This is a genomic window from Dankookia rubra, assembly GCF_004355005.1.
GTDB lineage: Bacteria > Pseudomonadota > Alphaproteobacteria > Acetobacterales > Acetobacteraceae > Paracraurococcus > Paracraurococcus ruber_A.
On sequence record NZ_SMSJ01000113.1, the window covers coordinates 1 to 14,675 of the forward strand.

The 14,675-nt window shown below is 73.3% G+C and carries 17 protein-coding genes; 11 read left to right on the plus strand and 6 right to left on the minus strand.

All coding sequences use genetic code 11. The features are described from left to right. The 3 genes from E2C06_RS32005 to E2C06_RS32015 all read left to right on the plus strand — a co-directional run. Positions 1–707: P-loop NTPase family protein (locus E2C06_RS32005; protein WP_133292631.1), on the plus strand; the 707-nt coding region annotated here is incomplete at its 5' end. Next, the gene (locus E2C06_RS32010) at positions 704–1,465 is read left to right on the plus strand and encodes a nucleotide-binding protein (protein ID WP_133292632.1); all 762 of its coding nucleotides are present in this window, start codon (positions 704–706) and stop codon (positions 1,463–1,465) included. The genes E2C06_RS32005 and E2C06_RS32010, both read left to right, overlap by 4 nt. A 124-nt stretch (positions 1,466–1,589) precedes the next feature. Beyond that, positions 1,590–2,660, plus strand: a complete 1,071-nt coding sequence (locus tag E2C06_RS32015) for an OmpA family protein (protein ID WP_133292633.1) — start codon at positions 1,590–1,592, stop codon at positions 2,658–2,660. Between the two features lie 59 nt (positions 2,661–2,719). Here the strand turns inward: E2C06_RS32015 and E2C06_RS32020 are convergent, their stop codons facing one another. Further along, positions 2,720–3,601 carry an S-methyl-5'-thioadenosine phosphorylase gene (locus tag E2C06_RS32020; protein WP_133292634.1) on the minus strand — a complete coding sequence of 294 codons (882 nt, stop codon included), beginning with the start codon at positions 3,599–3,601 and terminating at the stop codon, positions 2,720–2,722. A 167-nt stretch (positions 3,602–3,768) separates the two neighbouring features. Here E2C06_RS32020 and E2C06_RS38085 point away from each other — a divergent pair, with 167 nt between their 5' ends. The 3 genes from E2C06_RS38085 to E2C06_RS32030 are packed head-to-tail and all read left to right on the plus strand — an operon-like array spanning position 3,769 to position 4,936. Next, positions 3,769–3,912, plus strand: coding sequence for a hypothetical protein (locus E2C06_RS38085; RefSeq protein ID WP_165982796.1), 144 nt, complete (start codon positions 3,769–3,771; stop codon positions 3,910–3,912). Between the two features lie 44 nt (positions 3,913–3,956). Next, positions 3,957–4,142 carry a hypothetical protein gene (locus E2C06_RS32025; protein ID WP_133292635.1) on the plus strand — a complete coding sequence of 62 codons (186 nt, stop codon included), beginning with the start codon at positions 3,957–3,959 and terminating at the stop codon, positions 4,140–4,142. Next, on the plus strand, positions 4,142–4,936 hold the full coding sequence (locus E2C06_RS32030) for a metallophosphoesterase (protein ID WP_133292636.1): 795 nt from the start codon (positions 4,142–4,144) through the stop codon (positions 4,934–4,936). The genes E2C06_RS32025 and E2C06_RS32030 overlap by 1 nt, the downstream gene beginning before the upstream one ends. A 33-nt stretch (positions 4,937–4,969) precedes the next feature. On the opposite strand, the gene E2C06_RS32035 is transcribed toward E2C06_RS32030, so the two are convergent. The 4 genes from E2C06_RS32035 to petA all read right to left on the minus strand — a co-directional run bounded on the left by E2C06_RS32035 (position 4,970) and on the right by petA (position 8,905). After that, complete coding sequence (locus E2C06_RS32035) at positions 4,970–5,968, minus strand: hypothetical protein (protein ID WP_133292637.1); 999 nt, start codon at positions 5,966–5,968, stop codon at positions 4,970–4,972. A 315-nt stretch (positions 5,969–6,283) separates the two neighbouring features. Beyond that, on the minus strand, positions 6,284–7,075 hold the full coding sequence (locus E2C06_RS32040; RefSeq protein ID WP_133292638.1) for a cytochrome c1: 792 nt from the start codon (positions 7,073–7,075) through the stop codon (positions 6,284–6,286). Beyond that, the gene (locus tag E2C06_RS32045; protein ID WP_133292639.1) at positions 7,075–8,346 is read right to left on the minus strand and encodes a cytochrome b; all 1,272 of its coding nucleotides are present in this window, start codon (positions 8,344–8,346) and stop codon (positions 7,075–7,077) included. The genes E2C06_RS32040 and E2C06_RS32045 overlap by 1 nt, the downstream gene beginning before the upstream one ends. A 10-nt stretch (positions 8,347–8,356) precedes the next feature. Next, positions 8,357–8,905, minus strand: a complete 549-nt coding sequence (gene petA / locus E2C06_RS32050; protein WP_133292640.1) for a ubiquinol-cytochrome c reductase iron-sulfur subunit — start codon at positions 8,903–8,905, stop codon at positions 8,357–8,359. A 229-nt stretch (positions 8,906–9,134) separates the two neighbouring features. Here petA and hemF point away from each other — a divergent pair, with 229 nt between their 5' ends. The 3 genes from hemF (at position 9,135) to E2C06_RS32065 (ending at position 11,475) form a co-directional block, all read left to right on the plus strand. Next, positions 9,135–10,037: an oxygen-dependent coproporphyrinogen oxidase gene (gene hemF / locus E2C06_RS32055; protein WP_133292641.1), complete on the plus strand. Its 903-nt coding sequence runs from the start codon at positions 9,135–9,137 to the stop codon at positions 10,035–10,037. 76 nt (positions 10,038–10,113) lie between these two features. Continuing rightward, positions 10,114–11,088 (plus strand): NADPH:quinone reductase, encoded by a 975-nt coding sequence (locus tag E2C06_RS32060; protein ID WP_133292642.1) that lies wholly within the window; start codon positions 10,114–10,116, stop codon positions 11,086–11,088. Between the two features lie 54 nt (positions 11,089–11,142). Next, positions 11,143–11,475 (plus strand): FKBP-type peptidyl-prolyl cis-trans isomerase, encoded by a 333-nt coding sequence (locus tag E2C06_RS32065; RefSeq protein WP_133292643.1) that lies wholly within the window; start codon positions 11,143–11,145, stop codon positions 11,473–11,475. A 19-nt stretch (positions 11,476–11,494) separates the two neighbouring features. Here E2C06_RS32065 and E2C06_RS32070 read toward each other — a convergent pair whose 3' ends face one another. Next, a complete protein-coding gene (locus E2C06_RS32070; protein WP_133292644.1) occupies positions 11,495–13,039 on the minus strand; it encodes a cation:proton antiporter in 1,545 nt (514 codons plus the stop codon). Positions 13,040–13,125: 86 nt separating this feature from the next. On the opposite strand from E2C06_RS32070, the gene E2C06_RS32075 reads away from it, so the two are divergent. Both E2C06_RS32075 and E2C06_RS32080 read left to right on the plus strand, forming a co-directional pair. Then, complete coding sequence (locus E2C06_RS32075) at positions 13,126–14,100, plus strand: Bug family tripartite tricarboxylate transporter substrate binding protein (protein WP_133292645.1); 975 nt, start codon at positions 13,126–13,128, stop codon at positions 14,098–14,100. A gap of 83 nt (positions 14,101–14,183) precedes the next feature. Next, positions 14,184–14,675 (plus strand): hypothetical protein (locus E2C06_RS32080; RefSeq protein WP_133292646.1); only part of this gene is annotated, 492 nt, incomplete at its 3' end.

Below are 14,675 nucleotides of genomic sequence, written 5' to 3' on the forward strand. Positions count from 1 at the left end.
CCGCCGGGCCGCTGGCGCGGCACAACCTGCCGGCGCCGCTCGCCGCCCGGCTCGCCTCCGGCCCGCTCGACCGGGCGCTGGCCGCGGCGCTCGGCTTCGCCGCCCTGCCGGATGCGGTGGCCGCCCCCCTGCTGCTGGTCGGCCCGCCCGGCGCCGGCAAGACGCTGAGCTGCGTCAAGCTGGCGACCCGCGCCGTGCTGGACGGCGGCGCGCCGCTCGTCGTCACCACCGACGGCGCCCGGGCAGGGGCGGCGGAGCAGCTCGCGGCCTTCACCCGGGTGCTCGGCCTGACGCTCTCGGTCGCGCCGCAGCCCGCGGCGCTGGCCAAGGCGGTGTCGCGGCGGTCGCCCGGCCAGGCGGTGCTGATCGACAGCGCGGGGTGCGACCCCTTCGACCCGGCCCAGGCGGGCGCCCTGCTCGAGCTCGCCCGGGTGGCGGGGGCGACCCTGCTGCTGGTGCTGCCGGCCGGACTCGACCCGGCCGAGGCGGCGGAAACGGCGCAGGCCTTCCGGGCGCTCGGCGCGCGGCACCTGCTGCCGACCCGGCTGGATGCGGCGCGGCGGCTCGGCGGGGTGCTGGCCGCGGCAGCCGCGGGGCTGGCCCTGACCGAGGCGGGGCTCGGCCAGGATCCGGCCGGCGACCTCGCGCCGGTCGACCCCGCCTGGCTGGCGGCACGGCTGCTGCGCGCAGCGAAGGGGGATGCATGACCACCACGGCAACCGATGGCGCCGGGGGCCATCTGCTCGCCATCGCCTCGGGCAAGGGCGGCGTCGGCAAGACGGTGCTCGCCATCGGCTTGGCCCAGGCCCTGGCCCGGGAAGGGCAGCGGGTGCTGCTGGTCGATGCCGATCTCGGCCTGGCCAATGTCGATGTCCAGCTCGGCCTCGACCCGCGGCACGATGTCGCGGATGTGCTCGCGGGCAGGTTGAGCGCCGCTGCCGCTGCCATGCCGCACGAGGCGGGCTTAGGCATCCTGCCGGGCCGCTCCGGCTCGGGCGCCCTGGCCGCCCTGGATGGCGCGGCGGTCGGCCGGCTGGAGGCGGCGCTGCGCGCGGCCACCACGGAATTCGACACCGTGCTGCTCGACCTCGGCGCCGGCCTCGACGCCGCGGTGCGCCGCCTGGCCGCGGCCGCCGACCTGCTGCTGGTGGTGGCGACCGAGGAGCCGACCAGCCTGACCGACGCCTATGCCGTGGTGAAGCTGCACCGCCGCGACCGGCCGGGCGCCGCGGCGCGGCTGGTGGTCAACCAGGCCGGCGACCGGACGCGGGGCGAGCGCACCTGGCGCACCCTGGACCAGGCCTGCAGCCGCTTCCTCGGCGCCGGGCTGCCGCTGGCCGGGATCGTCGCGCGCGACGCGCGGGTGGCCGACTCGATCCGCCACCAGGCGCCGCTGCTGACCCGCCATCCCGGCTGCCCGGCGGCGCGCGACATCGCCTCGTTGGCGAAATCTTTGTCCAGATGAACACACTTTTGCGCGCTTCGCAGCCGCGAAAGGATTTGCGTTTCCATCCCCGGCCGGCGCCGGGCTATGTAGTCACACCCCCCTTCTGGGCCGTCTTCCCCGGCGGCCCGTCCTGGAGCTTCCGATGCCGTTCCGCCGCCTTCTCCTGGCCGCAACCCTGCTTGCGGCGCCGCTTGCCGCGCAGGCGCAGCCGGTCGAAGGGCTTTATCTCGGGGCCGGTGCCGGCCTCAATTTCGTCCCGGACCTCAACGACCAGGGCGTCCGCCTGCGTACCCGCGACCCCGGCGTCGCCGGCGTGCTCTCGCTCGGCTGGGGCTTCGGCAATGGCTGGCGGGCGGAGGTCGAGGGCAATTACCGCACCGACGAGGTCGACCGCCTCTCGCTGAACGGCGCCCGGGTCGGCAGCTCGGGCTACTACGACCGCTACGGGGCGATGGCGAACCTGCTGTTCGACTTCGACCTCTCGAGCTTCGGCATCGCGCCCTCGACCTACCAGCCCTATCTCGGCATCGGCGGCGGCTATGTCTGGAACGAGATCCGCAAGGCCCGCTTCGCGGCCGGCGGCAGCGGCTACCGGATCGAGGACACCGACCCGCAATTCGCCTACCAGGCCATCCTCGGCTCGGCCTTCGGCCTGGGCAACCTGGCGCCGGGCCTGTCGGTGACGGCGGAATACCGCTTCCTCGGCACGCTCGACCCGAAATTCACCATCAACCGCACCAGCGGCCCGGCCGTCCCCGGCGTGCCCGGCAGCTTCGAGCCGACCAACTACAACCACTCGGTCCTGCTCGGCCTGCGCTATGCCTTCAACCCGCCGCCGGTCGCCGCCACGCCTGTCCCGGCGCCGGCCGCGGCACCGGAAGTGGCGCGGACCTACCTCGTGTTCTTCGACTGGGACCGGGCCGACCTGACCGACCGCGCCCGGCAGATCATCGCCGATGCCGCCGGCGCCGCCCGCCGGGTGCAGACCACGCGGATCGAGGTCGCCGGCCATGCCGACCGCTCCGGCACGCCGCAGTACAACCAGCGCCTGTCGCAGCGCCGCGCCGACGTGGTGGCGAGCGAGCTGGTGAAGCAGGGCGTCGCCAGGGAGGAGATCAGCGTCACCGCCTTCGGCGAGACCAAGCCGCTGGTGCCGACCGCGGACGGGGTGCGGGAGCCGCAGAACCGGCGGGTCGAGATCGTCCTGCGATAGCCGGACGATCGAGGGGAAAGGGAACCCTCCCCCTAACCCCCCTCGCCCATCCCTCGGGGTCAACCCAGCAGGCGGCCGGCGACCGCGTCGAGCTTCGCCAGCAGCGCGGGGTCGCGCATCTCGGGCGCCGTGATGATGGCGTGGTCGAGGGCGCGGTCGCAGCCGGCCGGGCACAGGCCGCGCGGCTGGCCCAGCACCGGGACCACGGCCTTCACCAGGGCGCGGGCCTTGTCGGCATTGCCGAACAGCACCTTCACCACCTGGTCGACCGTGACGTGGTCGTGGTCGGGGTGCCAGCAGTCGAAATCCGTCACCATGGCGACCGTCGCGTAGCAGAGCTCGGCCTCCCGGGCGAGCTTGGCCTCCGGCATGTTGGTCATGCCGATCACGCTGCAGCCCCAGGACCGGTAGAGCTCGCTCTCGGCCTTGGTCGAGAATTGCGGGCCCTCCATCACCAGGTAGGTGCCGCCGCGGGTCACCGGCAGCGCCAGCTCGCGCGCCGCCGCCTCCACCGCGTCGCCGATCCGCGGGCAGACCGGATGGGCGACCGAGACATGCGCCACGCAGCCGCTGCCGAAGAAGCTCTTCACCCGGGCGAAGCTGCGGTCGATGAACTGGTCGACGATGACGAAATGGCCCGGCGGCAAATCCTCCCGCAGCGAGCCGACGGCCGAGAGCGAAATCACGTCGGTGACGCCCGAGCGCTTCAGCGCGTCGATATTGGCGCGGTAGTTCAGCTCGGAGGGCGGGGTCGGGTGGCCCCGGCCGTGCCGCGGCAGGAAGACGCAGCGCACCCCGGCGAGCCGGCCGAAGAGCAGCAGGTCGGAAGGCTCGCCCCAGGGCGTCTCGACCTTGCGCCACTCGCGGTCCTCAAGCCCGTCGATGTCATAAAGGCCGGAGCCGCCGATCAGGCCGATGACGGGGGTAATGCTGTCGGACATGGGGGCTCTCCGGCTTCCAGGCCGCGGTTCTAGGGACAGCGCGGCGGAATGCCCAGGGGTGCATGGCCCGGCGTGTCGGTTCGGCGCGACCGCCCCCGCCGCGCATGCGATGATCGCCGCCGAGTCGCGCTCCGGCGGGACCGACCAACCCCGAGGAGAGGCCGCCCTTGACCCGTGTCCTGACCATGGCGGCGCTGCTGCTGCCCCTGCTCGCCGCCTGCAACCGCCCGCCGGCGCCGGTGGTGGACCGCTCGATCGAGCGCGGCACAGCGCTGCCGCCGCCCGGCCTGGCGGAGGCGCCGAGGCGCTGACCCCGCGCCCCGCCGGCATGTCGCCGACCCCGCACCCCGCCGGCATGTCGCCGACCCCGCGCCCCGCCGGCATGTCGCCGACCCCGCGCGCCGCCGGCATGTCGCTGACCCCGCGCGCCGCCGGCATGTCGCTGACCCCGCGCGCCGCCGGCATGTCGCTAACCCCGCGCGCCGCCGGCATGTCGTTGACCCCGCGCGCCGCCGGCGCGACGCCGAGGCCCGGCCGCTGATGTGGATCGCCCAGCTCTCGGACCCGCATGTCCGGCCCGCCGGCACGCTCTACCAGGGCGTGGTGGATGCGAATGCCGCGCTGGCCGCGGCGGTGGCGCAGCTCAACGCGCTCGACCCGCAGCCCGACCTGGTGCTGCTGACCGGCGACGTGGCCGAGGCGGGAACCGCCGCCGACTATGCCGCGGCGCGAACCATCCTGGCGCCGCTGCGCGCCCCGCTGCGCGTCATCCCCGGCAACCACGACGAGCGGGAAGCCTTCCGCCTGGCCTTCCGCGACCACGGATACCTGCCGGCCGCGGGCCCCTTGCACTACGCGGACGCGGCCTCCGGCCCGGTGCGGGTCATCGCGCTCGACGTCACCATCCCCGGGCTGCACCATGGCGAGGCCGATGCCGCGGCGCTCGCCTGGCTGGAGGCGGCGCTGGCCGAGGCGCCCGGGCGGCCGACGGTCGTCATGCTGCACCAGCCGCCGATCGAATGCGGCGTCCCCTATCTCGACCTCTACCGCTGCCATGGCGGGGCGGCGCTGGCGGCGGTGATCGCCCGCCACCCCGCGGTGGAGCGGGTGCTCTGCGGCCATGTCCACCGGACCATGCTGCGGCGCTTCGGCGGCACGCTGCTCTGCACCGCGCCGAGCACCGCGACGGCGATCGCGCTGCAGCCGCGGGGCGATGCCCGGCCGGCCTCCTTCCTCGAGCCGCCGGGTTTCCTGCTGCACCAGTGGCGGCCGGAGGGGATGCTGACGCATCACGTTCCGCTCGGCCGTTTCCCCGGCCCCTATCCCTTCGCCTGATCGCGGCGGGGCGGCCGGCGCGGGCCGGATCCCTCAGGCGGCCCGGGCGCCGTGCTGCCGGGCCGGGTGATGGCCGTGGCCGCCGGGCCGGTGCTCCGGGTGCCGGTGCTCCGGGTGGTGCCTGCCGCCATGGTGCCCCGGCGGGTGGTGCCCATCCGTCCCGCCGCCGCCCTCCGCGGCCAGGACCGGGTCCGGCACCGTCGGCGTCACCGCCGGCAGGTCGCCGAGGAAGCCGGCGGCATTGCCGCTGGTCGGGTGCGGCGCGACCGTCCCGGCACGCGCGCCGGGCGCCGTGGTGCCGAGGCGCAGGCTCAGGGCCGCCAACGCGTCCCCGGCCGCCAGCCCGGCGAAGGGCTCCGCCCCTTCCACCGGGACGCCGTCGCCGGCGGCGTCGAGGCTGCCGCCGGAGCCCGTCGGCCGGGAATGGTCCGGGTCGCAGATGCGGATGTTGGGCTGATCGAAGGTCCCGGCCATCACCGTCCCGGTGCCGCTGAAGCCGGCGGCCGGGGCGAAGTCGTTGCCGGCCCCCGAGTCGCCGTTCTGGAACACCCCGGCCCTGAGGTTGTTGGCCCCGAGCACGACATGGCCGCCGCCGGCGCCATCGCCCGGGCCGAGCAGGGTGAAGCTCCCGGCCTCGACCGAGAGGGGTCCCGGCGGCGAGCCGGGAAAGATCTCGAAGGAGGCGGCAGCGCCGAGATCCAGCACCGCGTCGTGCCCGATGGTGGGCGTGTTGGCCAAGAGCAGGACGGATTGCAGCACCAGCCGGCTGCCGATCCCCTCGCTCGGCGTGGACGCGCCGAGCCGCTCGGTCCCGGTGCCGGCCACCGTGAGGCTTGCAGCATCCTCGATCAGCAGGGTGCCGACTTGGCCGCCGCCGGTGGCGCTCCACTCGCCCGGGCCGAACACCGCGGTGTCGCCGGGGCCGGGGGCGCGGGTCGCCGGGGCGTCCAGCGCGGCGTCGAACCAGCTCGCCGCGTCGTCAGCGGGCGGCCGGCGCGCCGGCCCGGTCGAAGCTATCCGCCATCCCGGCATGTCCTCCCCGGCCCGGCAGGAGGAGCAAAGCCCCGATGGGCCCGGCCTTGGAAGCTCAGACATGAGAAAGCACTAATGTTCGCCCATCAAGGTTGGGCGACGCCCCGGAATTGCAAAAGGCCGCCCGGCGGGGCGGCCTTTTCGGGATCGAAGGCGGCCACTGCCCCGCACTCGCCGGTGCAGGGCGGGTTGGCGTGGCGGCCGCCCGCGCCGGCCGCGGCCAGGGCGGTTGCCGTCCGCCCTGGCTCATGGCTGCCGCTTGCTTCCGCGAGCATCCTTTCCCGATCCGGCGACTCCGCCACACCGGGATCTGCTCTAGTGCACGTCGGCCCAGACCTTGCGCTTCACCGCGTAGGCGAGGCCGCCGAGGACGGTCAGGAACAGCACCATCTTCACGCCGAGCGACTTGCGCTGCTCGAGCTCCGGCTCGGCCGCCCAGGTCAGGAATTGCGAGACGTCCTCCACCATCTGCTCGACGGTCGGCTTGGTGCCATCGGTGTACTCGACCTGGCCCTCGCTGCTCAGCGGCTGGGCCATGGCGATCTGGTGGCCGGCGAAGTACTTGTTGTAGTTCATGCCCGGCATCAGGGTAACGCCGGCCGGCGGGTCCTCGTAGCCCATCAGCAGCGCGTGGATGTACTCCGCGCCGCCTTCCCGGGCCTTGGTGATCACCGACAGGTCGGGCGGCAGGGCGCCGTTGTTGGCCGCGCGCGCCGCCTTCTCGTTGGCGAAGGGGCTGCGGAAGCGGTCGGAGGGACGCGCTGGCCGCTCGAACATCTGGCCCTCGTCGTTCGGCCCGTCCTGCACCTGGACCGTCGCCGCGATCGCCCGGACCTCGGCATCCGAGAGGCCGAGCTCGCTCAGGTTGCGGTAGGACAGCAGGTGCATCGAATGGCAGTTCGAGCAGACCTCCTTGTAGACCTGGAAGCCGCGCTGCGCCGAAGCGCGGTCGAAATGGCCGAACAGCCCGTCGAAGGAGAAGCGGACCTCCGGGTAGTGCATCGCCCCCTCGGCCGCCCGGGCCGGGGTGGCGACGGTGGCGAGACCGGCGCCGGCGACCAGGCCGGCCGCCAGCGAGAAGGCCCGGAGGCTGTGGAACACGCGCATCACGCCTTCTCCATCGGCTTGCTCATGGCGCCGGCCATGACCGGGCCGCCGCCGCGCAGCACCGGCCGGGCGATGCTCTCGGGCAGCGGCAGCGGCCGCTCCAGCCGGCCGAGCAGCGGCAGGATCACCAGGAAGTACAGGAAGTAGTAGGCCGCCGCGACGCGGCTGATGGTCACGTAGGGCTCCTCCGGCGGCTTGCCGCCGCAGTAGAGCAGCACGAAGAACGAGACCAGCCAGGTGAACAGGAAGGGCCGCGCCAGCGGGCGGAAGCGCATGGAGCGGACCGGGCTGGTGTCGAGCCAGGGCAGCACGAAGAGGATGGCGATCGAGGCGAACATCATGATGACGCCGCCGAGCTTGTCCGGCACCGCGCGCAGGATCGCGTAGAAGGGCAGGAAGTACCACTCCGGCACGATGTGCGGCGGGGTCACCAGCGGGTTGGCCGGGATGTAGTTGTCCGGATGGCCGAGCGCGTTGGGGAAGAAGAAGACCAGGATGGCGAAGACCGCGAAATAGGCGACCAGGCCGACGCTGTCCTTGGCGGTGTAGTAGGGGTGGAAGGGCAGCGTGTCCTGCGGGCCCTTCGGGTCGATGCCGAGCGGGTTGTTGGATCCGGTGATGTGCAGCGCCGCGACGTGCAGGAAGACCACGCCGAAGATCACGAAGGGCATCAGGTAGTGCAGGCTGAAGAAGCGGTTCAGCGTCGGGTTGTCGACGGAGAAGCCGCCCCAGAGGAAGGTCACGATGTCCGGCCCGATCAGCGGCAGGGCGCTGAACAGGTTGGTGATCACGGTCGCGCCCCAGAAGGACATCTGGCCCCAGGGCAGCACGTAGCCCATGAAGGCGGTGGCCATCATCAGCAGGAAGATGACGACGCCCAGCATCCACAGCAGCTCGCGCGGCGCCTTGTAGGACCCGTAGTACAGGCCGCGCCAGATATGCGTGTAGACGACGATGAAGAACATCGACGCGCCGTTGGCATGCGCGTAGCGCAGCAGCCAGCCGTAGTTCACGTCGCGCATGATGCGCTCGACGCTGTCGAAGGCCATGCTGGTATGCGCGGTGTAGTGCATCGACAGGAAGATGCCGGTCGCGATCATGATCAGCAGGTTGACCATGGCGAGGGCGCCGAAGTTCCAGAAATAGTTGAAGTTCCGGGGCGTCGGAAACGTCCCGTACTCCTTCTGCATCATGGTGATGACGGGAAGCCGCGCGTCGATCCAGTTGAGGACCGGGTTGGCGACGTCGCTCTTGTGCAGTCCGCTTGCCATTGCCTGCTCCTCAGCCGACCGTGATCTTGGCATCGCCGTTGAAGGCGTAGTCGGGCACCGCGAGATTCAGCGGGGCCGGGCCCTTCCGGATGCGGCCGGCGGTGTCGTAGTGGCTGCCGTGGCAGGGGCAGAACCATCCGCCGTAGTCGCCGCGCGGGTCGGTCGGCTTCTGGCCGAGCGGCACGCAGCCGAGATGGGTGCAGACCCCGACCAGCACCAGCCAGTTGTCCTTCTTCACCCGCGCCTGGTCGGTCTGCGGGTCGCGCAGCTCGGAGAGCGGCACCGCGCGGGCCTCCTTGATCTCCTCGGGCGTGCGGTTGCGGACGAAGACCGGCTTGCCGCGCCACATCACCGTCACCGCCGAGCCGGCGGCGATCGGGGTGAGGTCGACCTCGGTGGTCGAGAGCGCGAGCACGTCGCGCGCGGGGTTCATCGAGCTGATGAAGGGCCAGGCCATCGCGCCGACACCCACGGCAGCGAAGGATGCCGTCACCAGTTGCAGGAAGTCGCGCCGGGTCCCGCCGTCCTGCGGCGCCGCCTGCGCCATACTATCGGCCATGCCTCATCGTCCCTGGTCGCGGCCACGCTTGCGTCCCGGGGCGGGACCGGCGGGGGCCGAATGCGATTGACGCCGCGTGGGGGGTCCGGGGGCGGGCATGGCCCGGCCTGCGCTACCCTCACGCGCCGCGCCGCATATAAAGGGACGGGATGCAGGGTGGCAATCCACCGGAAGCGCAATAGAACCCCTGCGGAGCGAGAGGAAACCCGATGCCGGAGCGCAGGCGCCAATGACCGATGCCACCGGACCCGCGGCCGGCCCCGCGGATCACCCCTTCGCCGGCCGGGCGCGGGGCTGGTTCGAGGCGCTGCGCGACAGCATCTGCGCCAGCTTCGAAGCGATCGAGGACGAGCTGGCCTCCGGCCCGCATGCCGGGCTGCCCGCCGGCCGCTTCACCCTGACCCCCTGGCAGCGGCCGGAGGGCGGCGGCGGCGTGATGGGGCTCATGCGCGGCCGGGTCTTCGAGAAGGTCGGGGTCAACGTCTCGACCGTGCATGGCGAGTTCTCCCCCGAATTCCGCAAGCAGATCTCGGGCGCCGAGGCGGACCCGCGCTTCTTCGCGACCGGGATCTCCCTGGTGGCGCACATGCGCAGCCCGCGGGTGCCTGCGGCGCATTTCAACACCCGCTTCCTGGTGACGACGAAGCCCTGGTTCGGCGGCGGCGGCGACATCACCCCGATGCCGATGGAGGCGCCGGAGTCGCTGGCCGACGCGGCGCGCTTCCACGCCGCCTTCCAGGCCGCCTGCGACCGGCACGACCCGGAGTATTACCCAAAATTCAAGAAATGGTGCGACGAATACTTCTACCTGCCGCATCGCGGGGAAACCCGCGGCCTCGGCGGCATCTTCTTCGACTACCTCGGCGACCGCACGCCGGGACGCGGAATCGAGGCCGATTTCGGCTTCGTCCAGGATGTCGGCCGCGCCTTCCGCGACGGCTATTCCGCCATCATCCGCGACCGGATGCACGAGGCGTGGACGCCCGCCGAGCGGGAGCACCAGCTGGTCCGCCGCGGGCGCTATGTCGAGTTCAACCTGCTGCACGACCGGGGCACGCTCTTCGGCCTGCGGACGGGCGGGAATGTCGAGGCGATCCTGATGTCGCTGCCGCCCGAGGCGAAGTGGCCCTGAGCGGCCCGGCCCTGCCCCGGGCTTGACCCGGGGACCCGCCGCCGCCATCCGGGCAGCCAACGGAGGAGAATGACCGATGAAAGCCGTCTGGTACGACCGCAACGGCGGGTCCGAGGTGCTGACCTTCGGCGAGCTGCCCACCCCCTCCCCCGGCCCGGGCGAGGTGCTGGTCCGCCTCGCCACGTCAGGCGTGAACCCTTCGGACTGGAAGACCCGGCGCGGCTCCCGGCCCATGGCCTATCCCCGCGTCGTCCCGCACAGCGACGGCGCCGGGACGGTCGAGGCGGTGGGCGAGGGCGTCGACCGCGCCCGGATCGGCCAGCGGGTCTGGATCTGGAACGGCCAGTGGAAGCGGCCCTCCGGCACGGCCGCCGAATACATCGCGCTGCCGGCCATCCAGGCGGTGCCGCTGCCGGACAATACCCCCTTCGACGCCGCCGCCTGCCTCGGCATCCCGGCGCTGACCGCGCTGCACGGCGTGCTGACCGATGGCGGCGTCACCGGCCGGACGGTGCTGGTCACCGGCGGGGCGGGCTCGGTCGGCCATTATGCCATCCAGTTCGCCCGGCTGCTCGGCGCCCGCCGCGTCCTGGCGACCGTCAGCTCCGAGGCCAAGGCGGCGCATGCGCTCGCCGCCGGGGCGGACGCCACCATCGACTACAAGCGGGAGGACGTGGCCGAGCGGGTGCCGGCGCTGAACGGCGGCGCCGGGGTCGATAGGGTGGTCGACATCGACCTTTCCACCACCGCGCCGCTGCTGCCGGGCATCCTGGCGCCGGGCGGGCTCTGCGCCGCCTATGGCTCGAACGGCCCGGCGGCGACGCTGCAGTTCGGCCCCGCCATCATGCGCGGCATCGCGGTGCGCTGGTTCATCGTCTACGAGCTGGATGCGGCGCAGCGCGCCACCGCGGTCGGCACGCTGGATGCCTGGCTGCGGGCGGGGCTGGTGCGGCATGCGGTGGCCGCCCGGGTGCCACTAGCCGATTGCGCCGCGGCGCATGACGCGGTGGAGGCCGGGAAATACATGGGCAACCTGGTGCTGGACTGCTGACCTGCGGCACCGCAAGCCAGACCACGACCGCAACCACAAAGGAAGGCGACGACCATGAGCGACGAGACGATCGGCACGGGTGCCACGGCCACCGCGGGCCAGCTTGTCACGGTGCACTACACCGGCTGGCTCTTCGATGCCGCGGCGCCGGAGACCAAGGGGAAGAAGTTCGACAGCTCGCGCGACCGCAACGACCCCTTCCAGTTCGAGCTGGGCGCCGGCCATGTCATCCAGGGCTGGGACCAGGGCGTCGCCGGCATGAAGGTCGGCGGCAGGCGCCGCCTGACCATCCCGCCGGAGCTCGGCTACGGCGCCCGCGGCGCCGGCGGCGTGATCCCGCCGAATGCCACGCTGGTCTTCGACGTGGAGCTGCTCGGGGTCGGCTGAGCCCCCGGCGGGCGGGACCTCATCCCGCCCGCAGCGCCTTGATCCGCGGGTCGGCCGACAGTTCCAGCAGGTCGATCTCCTCCTCGACCGCATGGAAGGCATCGTCGCCGATGGTGCCCGCCGAGCGCAGCGCGCCGAGCCGGGCGCGCTGCGCCGCCACCGCCCGCCGCTGCAGCGCCGCGATCGCCTCCCCCGTGCCCTCGGCCGGGGCGAGGCGCGTCGCGTATTCCTCCCGCAGCAGCGTCGCGGCGCGGTCCGCCGGCGCGTCCTCCAGCACCGCGAGCGCCGCCCGCGCGGTCTCGGCCCGCGCCAGCGCCGCTTCCCGCTCCACCGCGCCGTCGTCGGGCAGCGACAGCCGCTCCATCAGCCAGCGCAGCGTCAGCCCCTGCGCCGCCAGGGTCACCACCGTGACGGCGAAGGCGGTCAGCAGGATCAGGTCGCGCCAGGGAAAGCCCTCCGGCAGGGCCAGCGCCGCCGCGAGCGTCACGATCCCCCGCATGCCGCACCAGGAGACGATGACGCCGCCCTGCCAGCTCGGCGCCTGCAGCGGCCGGCGCGTCCACATCCCCCAATGCCGGATCTTCCAGCGGATGACGGTATTGTAGCCCATCACCCAGAAGACCCGGACCAGGATCACGGTGGCGCAGGCCGCCGCGGCGAAGGCCAGGTCCCGCCAGGCGCCGCCGTCGAGCCGCGTCAGGATCCCCCGCAGCTGCAGCCCGATCAGGATGAAGGCCAGCACGTTGAGCACGAAGACGGCCACCTCCCAGACCGCATAGGAGCCGATGCGGTGCCGCGCATCCGACCGGGACGGGGCGATGCGGGCGATGGTGATGGCATAGGCCACCATGGTGATGATGGCGGAGACGCCGAGGCGTTCCGCGACCAGCCAGGCGGCGAAGGTGCCGAGGAACTGGAAAAGCACGGAGAGCGCCAGCTCCTCCACCCGGCAGGTCAGGAAGAAGTACAGCCGCGCCAGCGCGACGCCGAGCACGACGCCGCCGCCGCAGGTCAGCAGCAGCATCGGCAGCAGGCCCCAGCCGCTGACCGCCCCGCCCATCGCCGCCCCGACCGCGACCCGGTAGACCAGCAGCGCCGAGGCATCGTTCAGCAGGCTCTCGCCCTCGAGGATCACCAGCACCCGGTGCGGCGGGCGAAGCTGGCGCAGCACCGCTGTCGCGGCCGAGGCATCCGGCGGGGCGACGATGGCGCCGAGCGCGATCGCCGCCGCCCAGGGAATGCCCGGCTCCACCCAGCGCGCGACCGCGGCGACCGCGAAGGTGGTGCAGAGCACGCAGACCACGACGAGGCCGGTCACCGGCAGCCAGTTGTCGCGCAGGTCGCGCGGCGAGGCGTCGTAGGCGGCGTCGAGCAGCACCGGCGCGACGAAGAGCGCGAGCGCCAGTTCCGGGTCGAGGGTGACCTCCGGCAGGCCGGGCACCACCGCGCCGAGCGTGCCGGCCAGGGCCAGCAGCGCCGGATAGGGCGCCCGCAGCCGCCGCGCCCAGTGCGCCAGCGCGGCGCCGGCCAGCAGCAGGCCGATGACGATCTCGAAGACGAGCATGCAGGGTTCCGGCCGTTGCGCCGCGCTACCGGTCCGGCGGCGGCGGATGCTATGGAGGAGGCCAACGAACCACGGGAAGGACCTCCATGCTGCACCGCCGGGCCATGCTCGCGACACCGTTCCTCGCCGCCCTGCCGCTGGAGGGCCGCGCCCAGGCAGCCTGGCCGGACCGGCCGGTGCGGGTGCTGGTGGGCTTCCCGCCCGGCGGCTCGCTGGATGTCATGACCCGGCTGGCCTGCGACCAGATGTCCCGGCGGCTCGGCCAGCCCTTCGTGGTCGAGACGCGCACCGGCGCTTCCGGCAACATCGCGGTGGAGGCGATCGCCCGGGCCGCGCCGGACGGCACCACCATCGGCACGGTCAGCATGCACAACCTGCTGATCAACCCGCTGCTGTTCAAGAAGCTGCCCTACGACCCCGGCAACGACTTCGCCTGGATCAGCGCCATGTGGGACCTGCCGAACGTGGCGGTGGTGCCGGCCGAGCATGTCCCGGCGCGGTCCATCGCCGAGTTCGCCGCCTGGGCCCGCGCGCGGCCGGGCGGGGTGAGCTACGGCTCCTCCGGCGTCGGCACCACCATCCACCTTTCCGGCTCCTACCTCGCCAGCCGGGCGGGGTTCGAGGCGCAGCACGTCAGCTTCCGCGGCGGCGCGCAGACCATCACGGCGATGCTGTCGGGCGACATCCAGTATGCCGTCGACAACCTGGCCACCTATGTCGGCGTCATCCAGGAAGGCCGCATGCGGGCGCTGGCCGTCACCCTGCCCGAGCGCTGGCCGGCGCTGCCGGACGTGCCCACCATGGCGGAGGCCGGGCTGGCGGATTTCGAGGTCTCGCCCTGGCACATGTGGGCGGCGCCGCGCGGCACGCCGCGGGCCATCGTCGACCGGCTCTCGGCCGAGGTGCGTGCCGCCTGGGCCGACCCGGCGCTGCAGCAGCGCTCGATCGGCATGGGTGCGCGGCTCACCGGCTCGACGCCCGAGGCGCTGGCGGCGCGGCTGGCGAAGGAGCGGCCGATCTGGGCCGAGATGGTGAGGATCAGCGGCGCGCAGCCGGAATAGTCGCGCGCGATGGTGATCGGCCCGGCGCTTTCCCCGCGCGCCGCGGCCGGGCAGAAGCGCCGCCCCGCAGCATGGGCCGCCCGATGCCGAAGCCGTTCCTGCCCTGCCTCCTGCTGGCCGCGCTCGGCCTCGCGGCCTGCGACGACCCGCCCAAGGAGGCGCCGCGCGCGGATGCCGCCGCCGGCGCCGTGCCGGCCGCCGAGGCCGCCGAGGCGCGCCGCGCCGCCGGGGAACAGCTCCGCGCCCGGCTGCGCATGGCCGGCGGGATGCCGCTCCGCGCGGTGCAGGTCTGGCGGCAGCAGCTTGCCGGCACCCTCGCGGTCTGCGGCCAGGTGAACCCGACCGGGGATGCCAACGATCCCTTCATCCCCTGGGTCGCCACCGTGTCCCTGGCGGAGGGTCGCGCCCAGCGCACCGAGCTCGTGCTCGGCGCCTCCAATGCGGAGGCCTCCCGGGTCTTCGCCGAGATGGTCGACCGCTGCTTCGACGGCGGTGGCCCCCGCACCGCGCAGGCCGGCCGCGACGGCGCCCGGCCGCTGCCGCCGCTGCCGCTGGACGGGGCGCTCGCCGCCGCC

What these genes read in the sequence shown, in the direction of transcription:
- E2C06_RS32070 (WP_133292644.1), bottom strand. Translation starts at nt 13,039, where the DNA reads ATGCTCGTCTTCGAGATCGTCATCGGCCTGCTGCTGGCCGGCGCCGCG.
- E2C06_RS32025 (WP_133292635.1), top strand. Translation starts at nt 3,957, where the DNA reads ATGTCGCCGACCCCGCGCCCCGCCGGCATGTCGCCGACCCCGCGCGCC.
- E2C06_RS32060 (WP_133292642.1), top strand. Translation starts at nt 10,114, where the DNA reads ATGAAAGCCGTCTGGTACGACCGCAACGGCGGGTCCGAGGTGCTGACC.
- E2C06_RS32065 (WP_133292643.1), top strand. Translation starts at nt 11,143, where the DNA reads ATGAGCGACGAGACGATCGGCACGGGTGCCACGGCCACCGCGGGCCAG.
- E2C06_RS32040 (WP_133292638.1), bottom strand. Translation starts at nt 7,075, where the DNA reads ATGCGCGTGTTCCACAGCCTCCGGGCCTTCTCGCTGGCGGCCGGCCTG.
- E2C06_RS32015 (WP_133292633.1), top strand. Translation starts at nt 1,590, where the DNA reads ATGCCGTTCCGCCGCCTTCTCCTGGCCGCAACCCTGCTTGCGGCGCCG.
- E2C06_RS32030 (WP_133292636.1), top strand. Translation starts at nt 4,142, where the DNA reads ATGTGGATCGCCCAGCTCTCGGACCCGCATGTCCGGCCCGCCGGCACG.
- E2C06_RS32045 (WP_133292639.1), bottom strand. Translation starts at nt 8,346, where the DNA reads ATGGCAAGCGGACTGCACAAGAGCGACGTCGCCAACCCGGTCCTCAAC.
- E2C06_RS32020 (WP_133292634.1), bottom strand. Translation starts at nt 3,601, where the DNA reads ATGTCCGACAGCATTACCCCCGTCATCGGCCTGATCGGCGGCTCCGGC.
- E2C06_RS32075 (WP_133292645.1), top strand. Translation starts at nt 13,126, where the DNA reads ATGCTGCACCGCCGGGCCATGCTCGCGACACCGTTCCTCGCCGCCCTG.
- petA (WP_133292640.1), bottom strand. Translation starts at nt 8,905, where the DNA reads ATGGCCGATAGTATGGCGCAGGCGGCGCCGCAGGACGGCGGGACCCGG.
- E2C06_RS32035 (WP_133292637.1), bottom strand. Translation starts at nt 5,968, where the DNA reads ATGCCGGGATGGCGGATAGCTTCGACCGGGCCGGCGCGCCGGCCGCCC.
- hemF (WP_133292641.1), top strand. Translation starts at nt 9,135, where the DNA reads ATGACCGATGCCACCGGACCCGCGGCCGGCCCCGCGGATCACCCCTTC.
- E2C06_RS32010 (WP_133292632.1), top strand. Translation starts at nt 704, where the DNA reads ATGACCACCACGGCAACCGATGGCGCCGGGGGCCATCTGCTCGCCATC.